The 14,396-nt window shown below is 59.8% G+C and carries 16 protein-coding genes and 1 tRNA gene; 10 read left to right on the top strand and 7 right to left on the bottom strand.

Annotated elements, in window-relative coordinates; all coding sequences use genetic code 11:
* Window positions 1-123 precede the first annotated feature (123 nt).
* Window positions 124-211: transfer RNA gene (locus tag M2401_RS22580), tRNA-Ser, on the bottom strand.
* Between the two features lie 122 nt (window positions 212-333).
* On the opposite strand from M2401_RS22580, the gene M2401_RS22575 reads away from it, so the two are divergent.
* From M2401_RS22575 to M2401_RS22545, 7 genes are all read left to right on the top strand, one after another.
* On the top strand, window positions 334-1,005 hold the full coding sequence (locus M2401_RS22575; RefSeq protein ID WP_259106066.1) for a Bax inhibitor-1/YccA family protein: 672 nt from the start codon (window positions 334-336) through the stop codon (window positions 1,003-1,005).
* 102 nt (window positions 1,006-1,107) lie between these two features.
* Window positions 1,108-1,500, top strand: a complete 393-nt coding sequence (gene tusD / locus M2401_RS22570) for a sulfurtransferase complex subunit TusD (RefSeq protein ID WP_259106065.1) — start codon at window positions 1,108-1,110, stop codon at window positions 1,498-1,500.
* Between the two features lie 3 nt (window positions 1,501-1,503).
* Window positions 1,504-1,866: a sulfurtransferase complex subunit TusC gene (tusC, locus tag M2401_RS22565; protein WP_259106064.1), complete on the top strand. Its 363-nt coding sequence runs from the start codon at window positions 1,504-1,506 to the stop codon at window positions 1,864-1,866.
* Window positions 1,866-2,165, top strand: coding sequence for a sulfurtransferase complex subunit TusB (gene tusB, locus M2401_RS22560; RefSeq protein WP_259106063.1), 300 nt, complete (start codon window positions 1,866-1,868; stop codon window positions 2,163-2,165). Before tusC ends, tusB begins: the two co-directional genes overlap by 1 nt.
* The gene (locus M2401_RS22555; protein WP_259106062.1) at window positions 2,162-2,497 is read left to right on the top strand and encodes a TusE/DsrC/DsvC family sulfur relay protein; all 336 of its coding nucleotides are present in this window, start codon (window positions 2,162-2,164) and stop codon (window positions 2,495-2,497) included. Before tusB ends, M2401_RS22555 begins: the two co-directional genes overlap by 4 nt.
* Window positions 2,494-3,495 (top strand): glycosyl transferase family protein, encoded by a 1,002-nt coding sequence (locus M2401_RS22550; RefSeq protein ID WP_259106061.1) that lies wholly within the window; start codon window positions 2,494-2,496, stop codon window positions 3,493-3,495. Before M2401_RS22555 ends, M2401_RS22550 begins: the two co-directional genes overlap by 4 nt.
* A 94-nt stretch (window positions 3,496-3,589) precedes the next feature.
* The gene (locus M2401_RS22545; RefSeq protein WP_259106060.1) at window positions 3,590-4,585 is read left to right on the top strand and encodes a glutathione S-transferase family protein; all 996 of its coding nucleotides are present in this window, start codon (window positions 3,590-3,592) and stop codon (window positions 4,583-4,585) included.
* Between the two features lie 115 nt (window positions 4,586-4,700).
* On the opposite strand, the gene cysG is transcribed toward M2401_RS22545, so the two are convergent.
* The 6 genes from cysG to ftsK form a co-directional block, all read right to left on the bottom strand.
* Window positions 4,701-6,095 carry a siroheme synthase CysG gene (gene cysG / locus M2401_RS22540; protein ID WP_259106059.1) on the bottom strand — a complete coding sequence of 465 codons (1,395 nt, stop codon included), beginning with the start codon at window positions 6,093-6,095 and terminating at the stop codon, window positions 4,701-4,703.
* Complete coding sequence (serS, locus tag M2401_RS22535; protein WP_259106058.1) at window positions 6,096-7,376, bottom strand: serine--tRNA ligase; 1,281 nt, start codon at window positions 7,374-7,376, stop codon at window positions 6,096-6,098.
* Between the two features lie 16 nt (window positions 7,377-7,392).
* Window positions 7,393-7,767 carry a fluoride efflux transporter CrcB gene (gene crcB / locus M2401_RS22530; RefSeq protein WP_259106057.1) on the bottom strand — a complete coding sequence of 125 codons (375 nt, stop codon included), beginning with the start codon at window positions 7,765-7,767 and terminating at the stop codon, window positions 7,393-7,395.
* On the bottom strand, window positions 7,768-9,090 hold the full coding sequence (locus M2401_RS22525) for a replication-associated recombination protein A (RefSeq protein WP_259106056.1): 1,323 nt from the start codon (window positions 9,088-9,090) through the stop codon (window positions 7,768-7,770).
* A 19-nt stretch (window positions 9,091-9,109) separates the two neighbouring features.
* Window positions 9,110-9,733 carry an outer membrane lipoprotein chaperone LolA gene (gene lolA, locus M2401_RS22520; RefSeq protein WP_259106055.1) on the bottom strand — a complete coding sequence of 208 codons (624 nt, stop codon included), beginning with the start codon at window positions 9,731-9,733 and terminating at the stop codon, window positions 9,110-9,112.
* Window positions 9,734-9,808: 75 nt separating this feature from the next.
* Complete coding sequence (ftsK, locus tag M2401_RS22515) at window positions 9,809-12,211, bottom strand: DNA translocase FtsK (protein ID WP_259106054.1); 2,403 nt, start codon at window positions 12,209-12,211, stop codon at window positions 9,809-9,811.
* Window positions 12,212-12,512: 301 nt separating this feature from the next.
* Between ftsK and aat the strand changes: the two genes are divergently transcribed.
* From aat to infA, 3 genes are all read left to right on the top strand, one after another.
* Window positions 12,513-13,205 (top strand): leucyl/phenylalanyl-tRNA--protein transferase, encoded by a 693-nt coding sequence (gene aat, locus M2401_RS22510; protein WP_259106053.1) that lies wholly within the window; start codon window positions 12,513-12,515, stop codon window positions 13,203-13,205.
* Between the two features lie 44 nt (window positions 13,206-13,249).
* A complete protein-coding gene (locus M2401_RS22505; protein ID WP_259106052.1) occupies window positions 13,250-13,957 on the top strand; it encodes an arginyltransferase in 708 nt (235 codons plus the stop codon).
* Between the two features lie 100 nt (window positions 13,958-14,057).
* Entirely contained in the window at window positions 14,058-14,276 is a 219-nt protein-coding gene (gene infA / locus M2401_RS22500; RefSeq protein ID WP_002553999.1) for a translation initiation factor IF-1, read from the top strand.
* Window positions 14,277-14,396: the final 120 nt, after the last annotated feature.

The following is a 14,396-nucleotide window of genomic DNA, read 5'->3' as shown; positions in this document are numbered from 1 at the left end:
TTTCACGCATAGTGGCGGAAACGATACATAAGATGCGGAAACGACCCTGATTTCTCGGGGTCTGATTCCTGAATCCCAGATACGACAAAGCCCTGAAAAATCAGGGCTTTGCGCTGTAGAAGATGGCGGAGACATAGAGATTCGAACTCTAGGACCTGTTACAGTCGGCAGTTTTCAAGACTGCTGCCTTAAACCACTCGGCCATATCTCCACTTTTGCTGCGGGCGCCATAATACCCGAATGAAACAAGCTGTCAAACTCTGCCGCTGGCGACTGGCGGCACCTCTGTTATGATCTTTGCAACTCAACATTTCAACCACCAGGAGTTTCGCCATGCGCGAACAGGATTACGCAGTTAATAACGGCGTGCAGGCCGATCAGCTAGAGGTTAGCCGCGTCCTGCGCAACACGTACAGCCTGCTGGCGCTGACCTTAGCGTTCAGCGGCGTCATGGCCTATGTTGCCCAGCAGATGCATGTGGGCTACCCGAACATTTTCGTGGTGCTGATCGGCTTCTACGGTCTGTTCTTCCTCACCAACAAATTGCGCGACTCGGGCTGGGGCCTGGTGTCGGCCTTTGCTCTGACCGGCTTCATGGGTTACCTGCTGGGCCCTATCCTCAATCGTTACCTGGGTATGCAGGGCGGTGCAGAGGTGGTCAGCTCGGCCTTCGCCATGACGGCGCTGGTATTCGGCGGTCTGTCGGCTTATGTGCTTATCAGCCGCAAGGACATGAGCTTCCTCAGCGGTTTCATCACCGTTGGTTTCTTCGTCCTGCTTGGCGCTACCCTGGCCAGCATGTTCTTCAACATCAGCGGCCTGCAACTGGCGATCAGCGCCGGCTTCGTGCTGTTCTCGTCAGCTGCGATCCTGTTCCAGACCAGCGCCATCATCCATGGCGGCGAGCGCAACTACATCATGGCGACCATCAGCCTGTATGTATCGATCTACAACCTGTTCATCAGCCTGTTGCAGATCTTCGGCATCATGAGCCGCGACGACTAAGCCCCGGCTTGGCGTCAACAAAAAGCCCGCATCGCGGGCTTTTTGCTGTCTCAAGGGCGTTAATTCTTTATCATAAGGCACGTTTCACACACAGAGTTGCCCATGAAGTTCGCCATCGCCCTTTTCTCTGCGGCCCATGCACCCTCTTCCCGCCGCGCCCTGCTATTCGCCCAGGCGGCGCTGGCGCAGGGTCACGAGATTGTCCGCCTGTTTTTTTATCAGGACGGCGTCCATAGCGCTTCGGCCAATGTTGTAACCCCGCAGGACGAACAAGATCTGTCTTTGCAGTGGCGTGAGTTCGTCGCGACCCATCACCTGGACGGCGTAGTCTGTATCGCGGCAGCGTTGCGCCGGGGTGTGTTGAATGACGAAGAGGCCCAGCGCTATCAGCGCCCCGCTGCCAATCTGTCGGCGCCCTGGGAGTTATCGGGCCTGGGCCAATTGCATGACGCGGTGCAAAGCGCTGACCGATTGATCTGCTTCGGAGGGCCTTGAGCAATGGCCAAGTCTTTGTTGATTATCAGCCGCCAGTCGCCCTGGTCCGGGCCGAGTGCCCGCGAAGTGCTGGATATCGTTCTGGCTGGCGGCGCCTTCGATTTGCCGATTGGCTTGCTGTTTCTGGACGACGGGGTTTTTCAGCTGTCGCCGGAGCAAAAATCCGCCGCCGTTCAGCAGAAGGATCTGACCGCCAATCTGCAGGCCCTGACAATGTTCGGGGTCGAAGAACTCTACGCCTGCGAGCAGAGCCTGAAAGAGCGCGCAATCGCGACGACCAACCTGGACGGGGAAGGCCTTCAGCGGCAGTCGTCCGGCGAGATTGCTGCGCTCATTGACCGTTACGACCAGGTGATCACAATCTGATGTCGACCTTACATGTTCTCTCCCACTCCCCTTTTAGCGACAGCCGCCTGAACAGTTGCCTGCGCCTGGTCGGGGAACACGACGCCATCCTGCTGTGCGGCGACGCGACTTACTCCCTGACACCTGCCAGCGCCCCCCTGCAAGCCCTGGAAGATCGACTCGGAGGCCTGAAGCTGTTTGCCCTCGAGGAAGATATGCAGGCCCGCAATATTCAGGCGCCCGCCTGGGCCAGCCAGGTTGATTACGCCGGCTTCGTCGATTTGACGATTCGCTTCGACAAGGTCAACAGTTGGCTATGAATGTCCTGACGCTTGATACCCGGCAGATTGCCCTGGACAAGGATGGCTTTCTGCAGGACCTGAACGACTGGTCCATGGACGTGGCGCAGGCCCTGGCCGTCAGGGAAGGTATCGACCTGAGCCCGGCACACATCGAAATACTGGAACTGTTGCGCGGGTTTTACGCCGAGTTCCAGCTATCCCCGGCGACCCGCCCGCTGATCAAGTACGCCGCCTTGAAACTGGGCGTCGAGAAAGGCAACAGCATGCACCTCAATCGCCTGTTCAACGGCACTCCCGCCAAACTCGCCGCCAAGCTGGCGGGCCTGCCCAAGCCGACCAATTGCATATGACCGAATACGCCCCGCTCGTTACCCAAACGCCCGCCGAACATCCTTTTGCGCAGTTCGTACGCATTCTCGGCAAGGGCAAGCAAGGCGCCCGTAATCTCACCCGCGAGGAAGCGCGTGAAGCCATGGGCATGTTGATCGAAGAAAAAGTCGAGGACACCCAACTCGGTGCCTTCCTGATGCTGCTGCGACACAAGGAAGAAAGCGCTGAAGAACTGGCGGGCTTTACCGAAGCCATCCGCGCGCGCCTGCATACCCCAGCCCTTGCAGTTGATATCGACTGGCCGACCTATGCAGGCAAAAAGCGCCATTTGCCCTGGTACTTGCTGGCGGCAAAATGCCTGGCCCAGAACGGTGTGAAGATTTTCATGCACGGCGGCGGCGCTCATACCGCCGGGCGCCTTTACAGCGAGCAACTGCTCGGTCTGCTCGGCATTCCTTTGTGCCGCAACTGGCAATCCGTCGAGTCGTCACTGGCGCAGCATAATCTGGCGTTCATGCCTTTGGGCGACTGGGCGCCGCAACTGCAACGGATGATCGACCTTCGTAACACTCTGGGTCTGCGTTCGCCGATTCACTCTCTGGCGCGCATCATCAATCCGCTGGGCGCACGCTGCGGCCTGCAGAGCATCTTTCACCCCGGCTATCAGGGCGTGCACCGCGATGCCAGCAGCCTGCTGGGCGATAACGCCATCGTGATCAAGGGTGACGGTGGCGAAATCGAGGTCAACCCTGACACCATCAGCCACCTCTATGGAACCAGCGCAGGACAGCCTTGGGATGAGGAGTGGCCTGCACTGTCGGAGCGTCGCCACGTCAAACCCGCCACCCTGGATCCGCAGCAACTGACTGCCCTATGGCGCGGTGACATCGAAGACAGCTACCCGCAACTGGCACTGATTTCGACTATCGCGCTGGCCTTGCGTGGCCTCGGTATGCCCCGTGATCAGGCCTTCGCACAGGCGCAGATTTATTGGGATAAACGCAACCTATCTATTTAATCGATCTTAACGCCGGACAATTTGCGCTATTCGTTCGAACCATTCTAATTAAACTGCTCTCCAATCCTTTATCCCTTATAGATTGGAGTCAGACATGGGCCTTCTCGTCGAAGGACGCTGGCATGACCAGTGGTACGAAAGCAGCAAAGATGGCGCATTCCAGCGGGAAAACGCCCAGCGTCGCAACTGGGTGACCGCTGACGGCAAACCCGGCCCAAGCGGCGAAGGTGGCTTTGTTGCCGAAGCCGGACGCTACCATCTGTATGTCTCGCTGGCGTGCCCATGGGCCCACCGCACCTTGATCATGCGCAAGCTCAAGGGTCTGGAAAGCCTGATCGACGTTTCAGTAGTCAGCTGGCTGATGCTGGAGAACGGCTGGACCTTCGATCAGGACAAAGGCTCGACCGGTGACAAACTCGACGGCCTGGAATTTCTCCACCAGCGCTACACCGCCGATGACGTCCACTACACCGGCCGCGTGACCGTGCCCGTGCTGTGGGACAAGAAGCTCAAGCGCATCGTCAGCAACGAGTCATCGGAAATCATCCGCATGTTCAACTCGGCCTTCAACGCACTGACGGGCAATCACCTGGACTTCTATCCTGCTGCTTTGCGGGTAGAGATCGACGAGTTGAACGATCGCATCTACCCGGCCGTGAATAACGGCGTATATCGCGCAGGCTTTGCTACCGCACAGGGCGCTTATGAGCAGGCCTACGATGGCTTGTTTGCCGAACTGGATGTACTGGAAGAACGCTTGAGCAAGAAACGCTACCTGACGGGCGAACACCTGACTGAAGCCGATATCCGCCTGTTCACCACGATCGTGCGCTTCGACGCGGTGTATTACGGCCACTTCAAGTGCAACCTGCGCCGGATCAGCGACTACCCGAACCTGCAAAGCTGGCTGCGCGAGCTGTACCAGTGGCCGGGCGTTGCGCAGACCGTGGACCTGGAACACATCAAGGGCCATTACTACGCCAGCCATCGCACCATTAACCCGACCGGTATCGTGCCCAAGGGCCCGGCCCTGAGTTTCGATGCGGATCATGATCGTGCGCGCCTGAACGGCAGTGGTGTCTGGGCCTGAAGATGATGTGGCTTTTGTGGGAACGGCTTTAGCCGGGAAGGCGCCCGCAGGGTCGATACCTGTATAGCGCCTGCCCTGCCATCCCCCGGCTAAAGCCGGTACTACATTTGCCGAGTTACATGCTGCCTTGCGCACCTTCGAACCAGGCCAGCTTCTCACGAAGCTGAACCACTTCACCGACAATGACCAAGGTCGGTGCATGCACCTCGTGATCGGCCACCAGTTGCGGCAGATTGGCCAAAGTCCCGGTAAATACCCGCTGATTCTGCGTAGTACCCTGCTGGATCAACGCCGCCGGCGTATCGGCTGCTCGACCATGCTTGATCAGGCCTTCGCAGATCAGCGGCAGGCCGACCAGGCCCATGTAGAACACCAAGGTCTGGGCCGGAGCCACCAGGTCTGCCCAAGGCAAGTCAGTGCTACCGTCCTTGAGATGGCCGGTGACAAAGCGTACCGACTGGGCATAGTCGCGATGGGTCAGGGGAATCCCGGCATAGGCCGCGCAACCGCTGGCTGCGGTGATACCCGGCACCACCTGGAACGGGATGCCATGGGCCGCCAGCTCTTCGATTTCCTCACCGCCACGGCCAAAGATAAACGGATCGCCGCCCTTAAGCCGCACCACCCGCTTGCCTTGCTTGGCCAGTGCCACCAGTTGCTGATTGATCTGCTCCTGAGGCAAGGCATGATCTGCGCGGCGCTTGCCGACATAGATACGCTCGGCATCCCGGCGGCACAGTTCGAGGATGGCGGGAGCCACCAGACGGTCATACAGCACCACATCAGCCTGTTGCATCAGGCGCAGGGCACGGAAGGTCAGCAGATCCGGATCACCGGGCCCCGCACCCACCAAATAGACTTCGCCGTTGCCTGGAGGCGCTTTGCCAGCAATTTTCGCCAGCAATAAACGCTCAGCTTCGGCGCCCTGCCCGGCCAGTTGCCGATCGGCGATCGGGCCCTGGAATACGTCTTCCCAGAATGCGCGGCGCTGCTGCACATCGGGAAACAGCCCCTTGACCTGATTACGAAAGCGCGCAGCCAGACCGGCCAGTTGGCCGTAAGTCGAAGGAATCCAGGTTTCCAGCTTGGCCCGGATCAACCGAGCCAGCACCGGTGCATCACCGCCACTGGAGACGGCAATCACCAACGGCGAGCGGTCGACAATGGCAGGGAAAATCACGCTGCAAAGAGCCGGGGCATCGACCACATTGACCGGCACGCAACGCTGACGGGCATCCTTGGATACCTGAGCGTTGAGCGGTTCGTCGTCAGTGGCGGCGATGACCAGCACGCAACCATCCAGATCACTTTCCAGATAGCCACGCGCCAGCACCTGGCCGCCACCGGTCGTGACCAGTTCAGCCAGTTGTGTTTCAACCTGGGGTGCAACCACCCGCAACAACGCGCCGGCATCGGCCAACAGGCGAGATTTGCGCAAGGCAATCTCGCCGCCGCCGACCACCAACACCCAGCTGCCACGCAGATTGTGGAACAGCGGCAGAAATTCCATTTAGCCGATGACCTCAAGGCCACCCATGTACGGCTTGAGCACTTCAGGGACGCGGATCGAGCCGTCAGCCTGCTGATAGTTTTCCAGTACCGCGACCAGCGTGCGACCAACGGCCAGACCGGAGCCGTTCAAGGTGTGCACCAGCTCTGGCTTGCCGGTTTCCGGGTTGCGCCAGCGGGCCTGCATGCGGCGGGCCTGGAAGTCGCCGCAGTTGGAGCACGACGAAATCTCGCGGTATTTGTCCTGGCTCGGGATCCACACTTCCAGGTCGTAGGTTTTTACGGCGCTGAAACCCATGTCGCCGGTGCACAGGGCCAGTACGCGATAAGGCAGTTCCAGCAGTTGCAGGACGCGCTCGGCGTTGGCGGTCAGGCCTTCGAGGGCTTCCATGGACTTTTCCGGCTCGACGATCTGGACCATCTCGACCTTGTCGAACTGGTGCTGGCGAATCATGCCGCGGGTATCGCGACCCGATGCGCCGGCTTCGCTACGAAAGCACGGCGTGTGGGCAACGAACTTCAATGGCATCTGCTTGGCGTCGACGATTTCACCAGCGACGATATTGGTCAGCGACACTTCGGCGGTCGGGATCAGGTACAGGTCCGCCTCGCCTTCGCGGGAGATCTTGAACAGATCTTCTTCGAATTTCGGCAACTGACCGGTGCCCTGCAGGGCCGGGGCCTGGACCAGATAAGGCGTGTAGGCCTCTTCATAGCCGTGCTCGGTGACGTGCAGGTTGATCATGAACTGCCCCAGGGCGCGATGCATACGGGCAATCGGGCCGCGCAACAGGGCGAAACGCGCGCCGGACAGCTTGGCAGCGGTTTCGAAGTCCAGCCAGCCGAACTTCTCGCCCAGGGCAACGTGGTCCTGTACAGCGAAATCGAAAGCGGCCGGGGTGCCCCAGCGGCGCACTTCGACGTTATCGTCTTCATCGGCACCGACCGGCACGGATTCATGGGGCAGGTTCGGCATGCTCAACAGCATGGCGTCCAGCTCGGCCTGGATAGCGTCCAGTTCGACCTTGCCACTGCTCAATTCGCTGCCCATGCGTTCGACATCCGCCATCAGCGGGGCGATGTCTTCACCGCGCTGCTTGGCCTGGCCGATGGATTTGGAACGGGCATTGCGCTCAGCCTGCAACTGCTCGGTGCGGGTCTGAACGGTTTTGCGCTGGTTTTCCAGCGCTTCAATGCGGGCCACATCCAGGGTGAAACCACGGGAAGTCAGGCGATCCGCTACGTCCTGAAGTTGAGTACGTAACAGTTTGGAATCGAGCATGGTGTTCTCTCGTCTATCAAAGTCTGGTCAAGGTCAGGCCGAGCCAGGTGGCCAGCAGCCCGCCGAATACACTGATGCCCGCATAGCCCAGGGCCAGTGGCACTTGCCCGCTTTCGAGCAGACGCAACGTATCCAGTGAAAAGGATGAAAAGGTCGTCAGACCGCCTACAAAGCCGACAATCAGGCCGGCCCGAATCTCAATGGGCACTTCCGGGCGCAGCAGGAACAAGCCGTACAGCACGCCGATGATCAGGCAACCGACCAGGTTGACCGCCAACGTCGCCCCGTAAAAATGCTTCGGCCAATTCGCCGTCACCCAAGTGCCAGCAGCAAAGCGCAATAATGTACCAGCGATACCGGCCAGGGACACCGCAAGAATGGTCTGAAACACCTACTTTCTCCGCTGACGAGGGCTGGCCCGGTCCAGGGCAGCCAAATGCTTGAGTTTTTCGCCTATTTTCAATTCAAGGCCACGGGGTACCGGCTGATAGTACTGGCGCGGCTCCAACTCTTCGGGGAAGTAGTCCTCACCCGCCGCATAGGCATCGGGCTCGTCGTGGGCATAACGGTATTCTTCGCCATAGCCCAATTGTTTCATCAGCTTGGTCGGGGCATTGCGCAGGTGCAGCGGCACTTCCAGCGAGCCATGCTCCGTGGCTTCGCGCATGGCGGCCTTGAAGCCCATGTAAACGGCATTGCTCTTCGGCGCGCAGGCAAGGTAGACGATGGCCTGAGCCACTGCCAGCTCGCCTTCCGGGCTGCCCAGGCGTTCCTGCACGTCCCAGGCCGACATGCACAGTGGCAGTGCCCGTGGGTCGGCATTGCCGATATCTTCACTGGCCATGCGCACCACGCGGCGCGCCAGATACAGCGGATCGCAGCCGCCATCGATCATCCGGGCGAACCAGTACAGCGCCGCATCGGGATTAGAGCCACGAATGGATTTGTGCAGCGCCGAGATCTGGTCGTAAAACGCCTCCCCGCCTTTATCGAAGCGACGCCGACCATCACCGAGCAGGCCCTGGAGCATCTCGGCGCCAATCACGCTGCCGTCATCGGCCAGGTCGGCGGCGTTTTCCAGCAGATTGAGCATACGACGGCCATCGCCATCAGCGGCGGACATCAACATGGCAAAGCCTTCGTCGTCGAGACTGAGGTTCTGCTTGCCCAGCCCGCGCTCTTCGGTCAATGCGCGCTGCACCAGCTTGCGCAGCGCCGTCTCGTCGAGGCTCTTGAGCACATAGACTCGTGCCCGGGAGAGCAGCGCGTTGTTCAATTCGAAAGAAGGGTTTTCTGTGGTCGCACCGATGAAGATGAGCGTGCCGTCTTCGACATAGGGTAGGAAAGCATCCTGCTGCGACTTGTTGAAACGGTGCACTTCATCAACAAACAGGATGGTCCGGCGCCCGTACTGCCCGGCCTGTTGTTTGGCGACCTCGACGGCCTGGCGGATTTCCTTGACCCCGGCCAGTACCGCCGAGACCGTTTCGAAATGCGCATCGGAGACCTTGGCCAGCAGCCGTGCCAGAGTGGTCTTGCCCACGCCCGGCGGGCCCCAGAAGATCATCGAGTGCAGCGCGCCCTGCTCCAAGGCCTCGCGCAACGGCTTGCCATGGGCGAGCAAGTGCTCCTGACCGACGTACTCGTCCAGATTAGTGGCACGCAGGCGCGCGGCCAGGGGCTGAGCTATCGGGTCGCTACGAAACAAGTCCATGGGCCGCGCTTGAAACCTCTTATTCCTGAATGACGTCAGCGCCCTTCGGGACCTGGAACTGGAATTTGTTCGCCGCTACGGTCTCGTTGGCCTTGACCCCGGTGAACAGGATATTGGTGCGCTGGCCGACACTATCGATCAACTGCATGTCGTTGATCAGGCCATTGCGAAAAGATAGGCGCAGGCTGTCGAACAGGGAGTCCTTGGTCTTGGGCTTGAGCACGAAATCGATTACGCCGCCGGCTTCCTTGGCGGTGATATCAAAACTCTGACCGATCTTCGACACATCACCGGACAGCAGCAGCGCCGGAGTCTGGGTCAAACGCTGATCGAGGTTCTTGATGGTGACCTGTTGCAAGTCCGGGTCCCACAGGGAAACCTTCTTGCCATCGGAGACCATCAGTTGCTCCTGCGGCGCATCGGTGTGCCAGTAGAACTGGCCAGGGCGCTGCAGGATCATGTCACCTGCGGTTTCCTGCAACTGCGTGCCGGAACCGTCCAGGCTCAGTTGCGAGAAACGGGCGCTCAGGGTCTTGGAATTTTCCAGCAACTGAGTCAGACGTGCCACGTCCTTGCTGTCGGCATGGGCCGGGACAACGGAAAAGGTCAGAGCAGTAGCCAGTAACAGGCGGATCAGACGCATGGGAGTCCTCTTGAATGCAGTAGGCTTGCGGCAGCGCGTCGGTACGCGTGCCGGGCAAATGGCGCAGCTGACGGGTCAGTCGCGCATCGGGCCCGGCGCAATCACTTCGCGCGAGCCGTTGGTGTTCATGGACGTCACGACGCCCGCCATTTCCATCGCTTCGATCATCCGCGCCGCACGGTTGTAACCGATCTTGAGCTTGCGCTGCACGGCAGAGATCGAAGCACGGCGGCTTTCCAGGACGAATTTGACGGCCTCGTCATACAGCGCATCACTCTCGCTGTCCTCGGCGCCTTCACCGCTGCCACCGTCGAAACCGCTACCCGGCTCCTCGACGCCAGCGAGAATGTCTTCGTTGTAGTCCGGCACACCCCGCAACTTCCAGGCCTCCACCACGCGATGGACCTCATCGTCGGAAACGAAGGCGCCATGCACACGGATCGGCAGGCTGGTGCCCGGTGGCATGTACAGCATGTCACCATGACCCAGCAGTTGCTCGGCACCGCCCTGATCGATGATGGTCCGGGAATCGATCTTGCTCGATACCTGGAACGCCATGCGCGTCGGGATGTTGGCCTTGATCAGACCCGTGATCACGTCCACGGACGGACGCTGGGTCGCCAGGATCAGGTGGATACCGGCGGCACGGGCCTTCTGGGCGATACGGGCGATCAGCTCTTCGACCTTCTTGCCGACGATCATCATCATGTCGGCGAATTCGTCGACCACTACCACAATGGTCGGCAGGGTCTTGAGCAGTGGCGCTTCGTCATGAATGCTTTCGCGGCGATAGGTCGGGTCGGAGATGGGCGCGCCCTCTTCCTCGGCGTCCTTGACCTTGCGGTTGAAGCCCGCGAGGTTGCGCACGCCCATGGCCGCCATCAGCTTGTAGCGGCGCTCCATCTCGGCGACGCTCCAGCGCAGGGCATTGGCCGCGTCTTTCATATCGGTCACTACCGGGCAGAGCAGATGCGGAATGCCTTCGTAGATCGACAATTCAAGCATTTTCGGGTCGATCATGATCAGGCGGGCGTCTTCCGGGCCCGACTTGAACAGGATCGACAGGATCATGGCGTTGACCCCCACCGACTTACCGGAACCGGTCGTACCGGCTACCAGCAGGTGAGGCATTTTCGCCAGGTCAACGATAATCGGCTTGCCGCCAATATCATGGCCCAGGGCCATGGTGACCGGTGACTTGGCGTCATCGTATTCCGGCGACGACAGCACTTCGGAAAAACGCACGATCTGCCGGTCCTCGTTGGGGATCTCGATACCCACGGTGGTCTTGCCCGGAATCACCTCAACCACCCGCACGCTGGTCACGGCCAGGGAACGTGCCAGGTCCTTGGCGAGGTTGGCGATACGGCTGACTTTCACGCCCGCGGCCGGCTGGATTTCGTAACGGGTAATGACCGGCCCCGGATGAATCGAGTCCACGGTCACTTCGACGCCGAATTCCTTGAGCTTGATTTCCAGCAGATGACCAACGGCCGCAAGGGATTCGGGGGAGTAATTGAGCTTTTTCTTCTCGGCCGGATCGAGGATCGAGATCGGTGGCAGCGTGCCTTCCACGGCGCTGTCGACGAACAACGACACCTGTTTTTCCTTCTGCACACGCTTGCTCGGCTCCGGCGGACGGACCGGTGCCGGGGCGATAACAGGCGGAACGTGCTTCTCGCGCTCAGTCATATGGGTGCTGAGGGACTGTTCACGCTCGATCAGGCGCTCCTTGGCCTTGACCTGCTCACGACGATCCGACGCAACCGGCGCCACCACGTCCTTGACCCGCACATCGACTTCGCGCAGTTGCGCCACCATCTGCTTGCGTTCGGTGCGAGCCATCCACCAGCGATTGGCGGCGCCCTGGAACAGCTCAAGCAGGTCGAGGGTGATCTTGCCGGTCAGATCCATGACCTTGAACCAGGACAAGTCAGTGAATACGGTGAGGCCGAACAGGAACAGGGCGATGAACAGCAAGGTGCTGCCCTGAATATTCAGCGCTTTCTGCGCCAGATCGCCAAGGACTTCGCCCAACACACCGCCAGCCGAACCAGGGAAGCCAGCCGAATAGTGGAAATGGATATGGGCCAGGGCGGCACCTGCCAGTATCAGGAACACCAGGCCGATCAGGCGCCAGGAGAACAACCAGCCGCTCCACTGCCAGGGTTCGTGACGCTGGCGAAACACCTGCCAGGCCTTGACCGCCAGCAACAACGGGAAGATGTAGGCGAAATAGCCCAGCACCATGAACAGAATATCGGCGCTGAAGGCCCCCGCGCGGCCAGCGGCGTTCTGCACTTGCACGGCACTGCTGGTGTGACTCCAGCCCGGATCGTTCGGGTCGTAGCTCAACAAAGCCATCATCAGATAGAGGCACAGCGCCCCGAAGGCAATCAGCGCACCTTCCTTGAGTCGGTAGTGCAACTGTTGCCGCCAGAGTGGAACAGGGCTGGGTGCTAAGGTGGACTTCTTCAAAACGCTTGTTTTCCTGCGCCGGGCGCGAACATCTGTAGTTGAACATTGATTTTGCAAATAGCTAGTCTGGCGTGCGCCGCGTATATCTTCAAGGGCCAGCCATAACGCTCAATTGGACCACGCATTGCCTTGCGTGACAAAGGCTTATGTCGTATTCCTGACCATCGACCCGAGCCAAGAACAGCCCGCAGTACAAAAGTGTAAACGGAGACTTCAAAATGGCGACGAACTGTGACCACACTTGGGCCCTGGAGTTGCACCCTGGGTGCCGCCCTCCCCTCCCCTGCCAAGCCCTGAATCTATGCTGACCTGGTTACAACGCAACACGTTCGACTTCCCGCCCCTGGCCAAGGCCTTGCGCGATCCCGATGGCCTGCTCGCCGCCGGCGGCGATTTATCGCCAGACCGCCTGGTCAGCGCCTATCGCCATGGCTGTTTTCCGTGGTTCATGGAGGGCCAGCCGATCCTCTGGTGGTCACCGGATCCGCGCACGGTGCTGTTTCCTGAAGAAATACACATTTCCCGCAGCCTGGCCAAGGTCATGCGCCAGGGCCGCTTCGAAGTCACATTCGATCGGGATTTCGCGGCTGTAATCCAGGGCTGCGCCGCCCCCAGGGATTACGTTGATGGCACCTGGATCACCGGAGCCATGCAAACGGCTTACCTTGAGCTGCATCGACGCGGTCACGCCCACAGCGTCGAAGTCTGGGAACAGGGTCAATTGGTCGGCGGACTCTACGGCCTGGCAATGGGCCAGTTGTTTTTCGGCGAGTCCATGTTCAGCCGCACCGACAACGCCTCCAAAGTCGGCTTCGCCACGCTGGTAGAGCGCCTGCGTGCCTGGGGCTTCGTGTTGATCGACTGCCAGATGCCCACCGAGCACCTGCATAGCTTCGGCGCCCGCGCGATTCCACGCAGAGACTTTGCCGACTTTTTGCACAAGCATCTGGATCAGGCAAATAACGCCGACTGGCTGCCTAGGCGAGTTGGGTAGGCTGGCTTACACTCTTAATCAGGGTTTTTTCTCAGGGGGCTGATATGACAGAGCTGGCGCGGCTGAAGTTTTATGCCACTCAACCCCATTCCTGCAGCTACCTGCCGGAAGAACAGGCGACCACGCTGTTCCTCGACCCCAGTCAGCCGATGGACGTGCAGGTGTATGCCGATCTTTCCGACATGGGCTTTCGCCGCAGCGGCGATCATCTGTACCGCCCCCATTGCCAGAACTGCAGCGCCTGCGTACCCGCGCGCATTCCGGTGGACATCTTCGTCCCGGACCGCCAGCAAAAACGCATCGTCAAGCGCAATGCCGATATCCAGGTGCACAGCACCAAGCCGCGCTTTACCGAAGAATATTTCGACCTCTACCAACGCTACATCGAACAGCGCCACGCCGACGGCGACATGTTTCCGCCCAGCCGCGATCAGTTTTCCACCTTTCTGGTGCGGGACCTGCCGTTTTCCCGCTTCTACGAGTTCCGCGCCGGCGAGCGCCTGCTAGCTGTAGCCGTCACCGACCTACTGCCCAACGGCCTTTCGGCGGTTTATACCTTCTACGAGCCGGATGAAGAAAAACGCAGCCTGGGCCGCTTCGCGATCCTCTGGCAGATCGCCGAAGCGACCCGCCTGCAGCTGCATGCGGTGTACCTGGGCTACTGGATAAAGAACTGCAAGAAGATGAACTACAAGACCCAATATCGACCAATTGAGCTGCTGACGAATCAGAGGTGGGTGACTCTTTATTGAAGCCCTTGGCTAAAAGCGCATTTTTCGGGCACAATGCACGCCGCTTTTGCCTGGCGCCACTTGCACCGGGCCACTCATCAGATTCCGAGGGCTTTACTGCATGTCGAAAGAAGACAGCTTCGAAATGGAAGGCACTGTCGTCGACACCCTGCCCAACACCATGTTTCGTGTGGAGTTGGAAAACGGGCACGTCGTAACCGCGCACATCTCCGGCAAGATGCGCAAGAACTACATCCGTATTTTGACCGGTGACAAGGTGCGTGTTGAACTGACGCCCTACGACTTGAGCAAAGGGCGCATCACTTACCGCGCACGCTAACTCAAGCTCGAATGAAAACGCCTGGCACCTGCCGGGCGTTTTTGTGTGCCTGAAATTTCGCAGGAACTGCCGAAGGCTGCGAAAGTGGCGCATCAGATGAACCCGTTCGCAGCCTTCGGC

The sequence above is a fragment of the Pseudomonas sp. JUb42 genome (assembly GCF_024807945.1).
Taxonomy (GTDB): Bacteria; Pseudomonadota; Gammaproteobacteria; order Pseudomonadales; family Pseudomonadaceae; genus Aquipseudomonas.
The sequence above is the reverse complement of the archived record's forward strand: the minus strand, read 5'-3'. Positions and strand labels throughout refer to the sequence as shown.

Coding starts and splice junctions, on each gene's coding strand:
- M2401_RS22525 (WP_259106056.1), bottom strand. CDS start 9,090: ATGGACTTGTTTCGTAGCGACCCGATAGCTCAGCCCCTGGCCGCGCGC.
- infA (WP_002553999.1), top strand. CDS start 14,058: ATGTCGAAAGAAGACAGCTTCGAAATGGAAGGCACTGTCGTCGACACC.
- tusD (WP_259106065.1), top strand. CDS start 1,108: ATGAAGTTCGCCATCGCCCTTTTCTCTGCGGCCCATGCACCCTCTTCC.
- M2401_RS22545 (WP_259106060.1), top strand. CDS start 3,590: ATGGGCCTTCTCGTCGAAGGACGCTGGCATGACCAGTGGTACGAAAGC.
- tusC (WP_259106064.1), top strand. CDS start 1,504: ATGGCCAAGTCTTTGTTGATTATCAGCCGCCAGTCGCCCTGGTCCGGG.
- cysG (WP_259106059.1), bottom strand. CDS start 6,095: ATGGAATTTCTGCCGCTGTTCCACAATCTGCGTGGCAGCTGGGTGTTG.
- tusB (WP_259106063.1), top strand. CDS start 1,866: ATGTCGACCTTACATGTTCTCTCCCACTCCCCTTTTAGCGACAGCCGC.
- lolA (WP_259106055.1), bottom strand. CDS start 9,733: ATGCGTCTGATCCGCCTGTTACTGGCTACTGCTCTGACCTTTTCCGTT.
- M2401_RS22575 (WP_259106066.1), top strand. CDS start 334: ATGCGCGAACAGGATTACGCAGTTAATAACGGCGTGCAGGCCGATCAG.
- aat (WP_259106053.1), top strand. CDS start 12,513: ATGCTGACCTGGTTACAACGCAACACGTTCGACTTCCCGCCCCTGGCC.
- M2401_RS22505 (WP_259106052.1), top strand. CDS start 13,250: ATGACAGAGCTGGCGCGGCTGAAGTTTTATGCCACTCAACCCCATTCC.
- M2401_RS22555 (WP_259106062.1), top strand. CDS start 2,162: ATGAATGTCCTGACGCTTGATACCCGGCAGATTGCCCTGGACAAGGAT.
- M2401_RS22550 (WP_259106061.1), top strand. CDS start 2,494: ATGACCGAATACGCCCCGCTCGTTACCCAAACGCCCGCCGAACATCCT.
- serS (WP_259106058.1), bottom strand. CDS start 7,376: ATGCTCGATTCCAAACTGTTACGTACTCAACTTCAGGACGTAGCGGAT.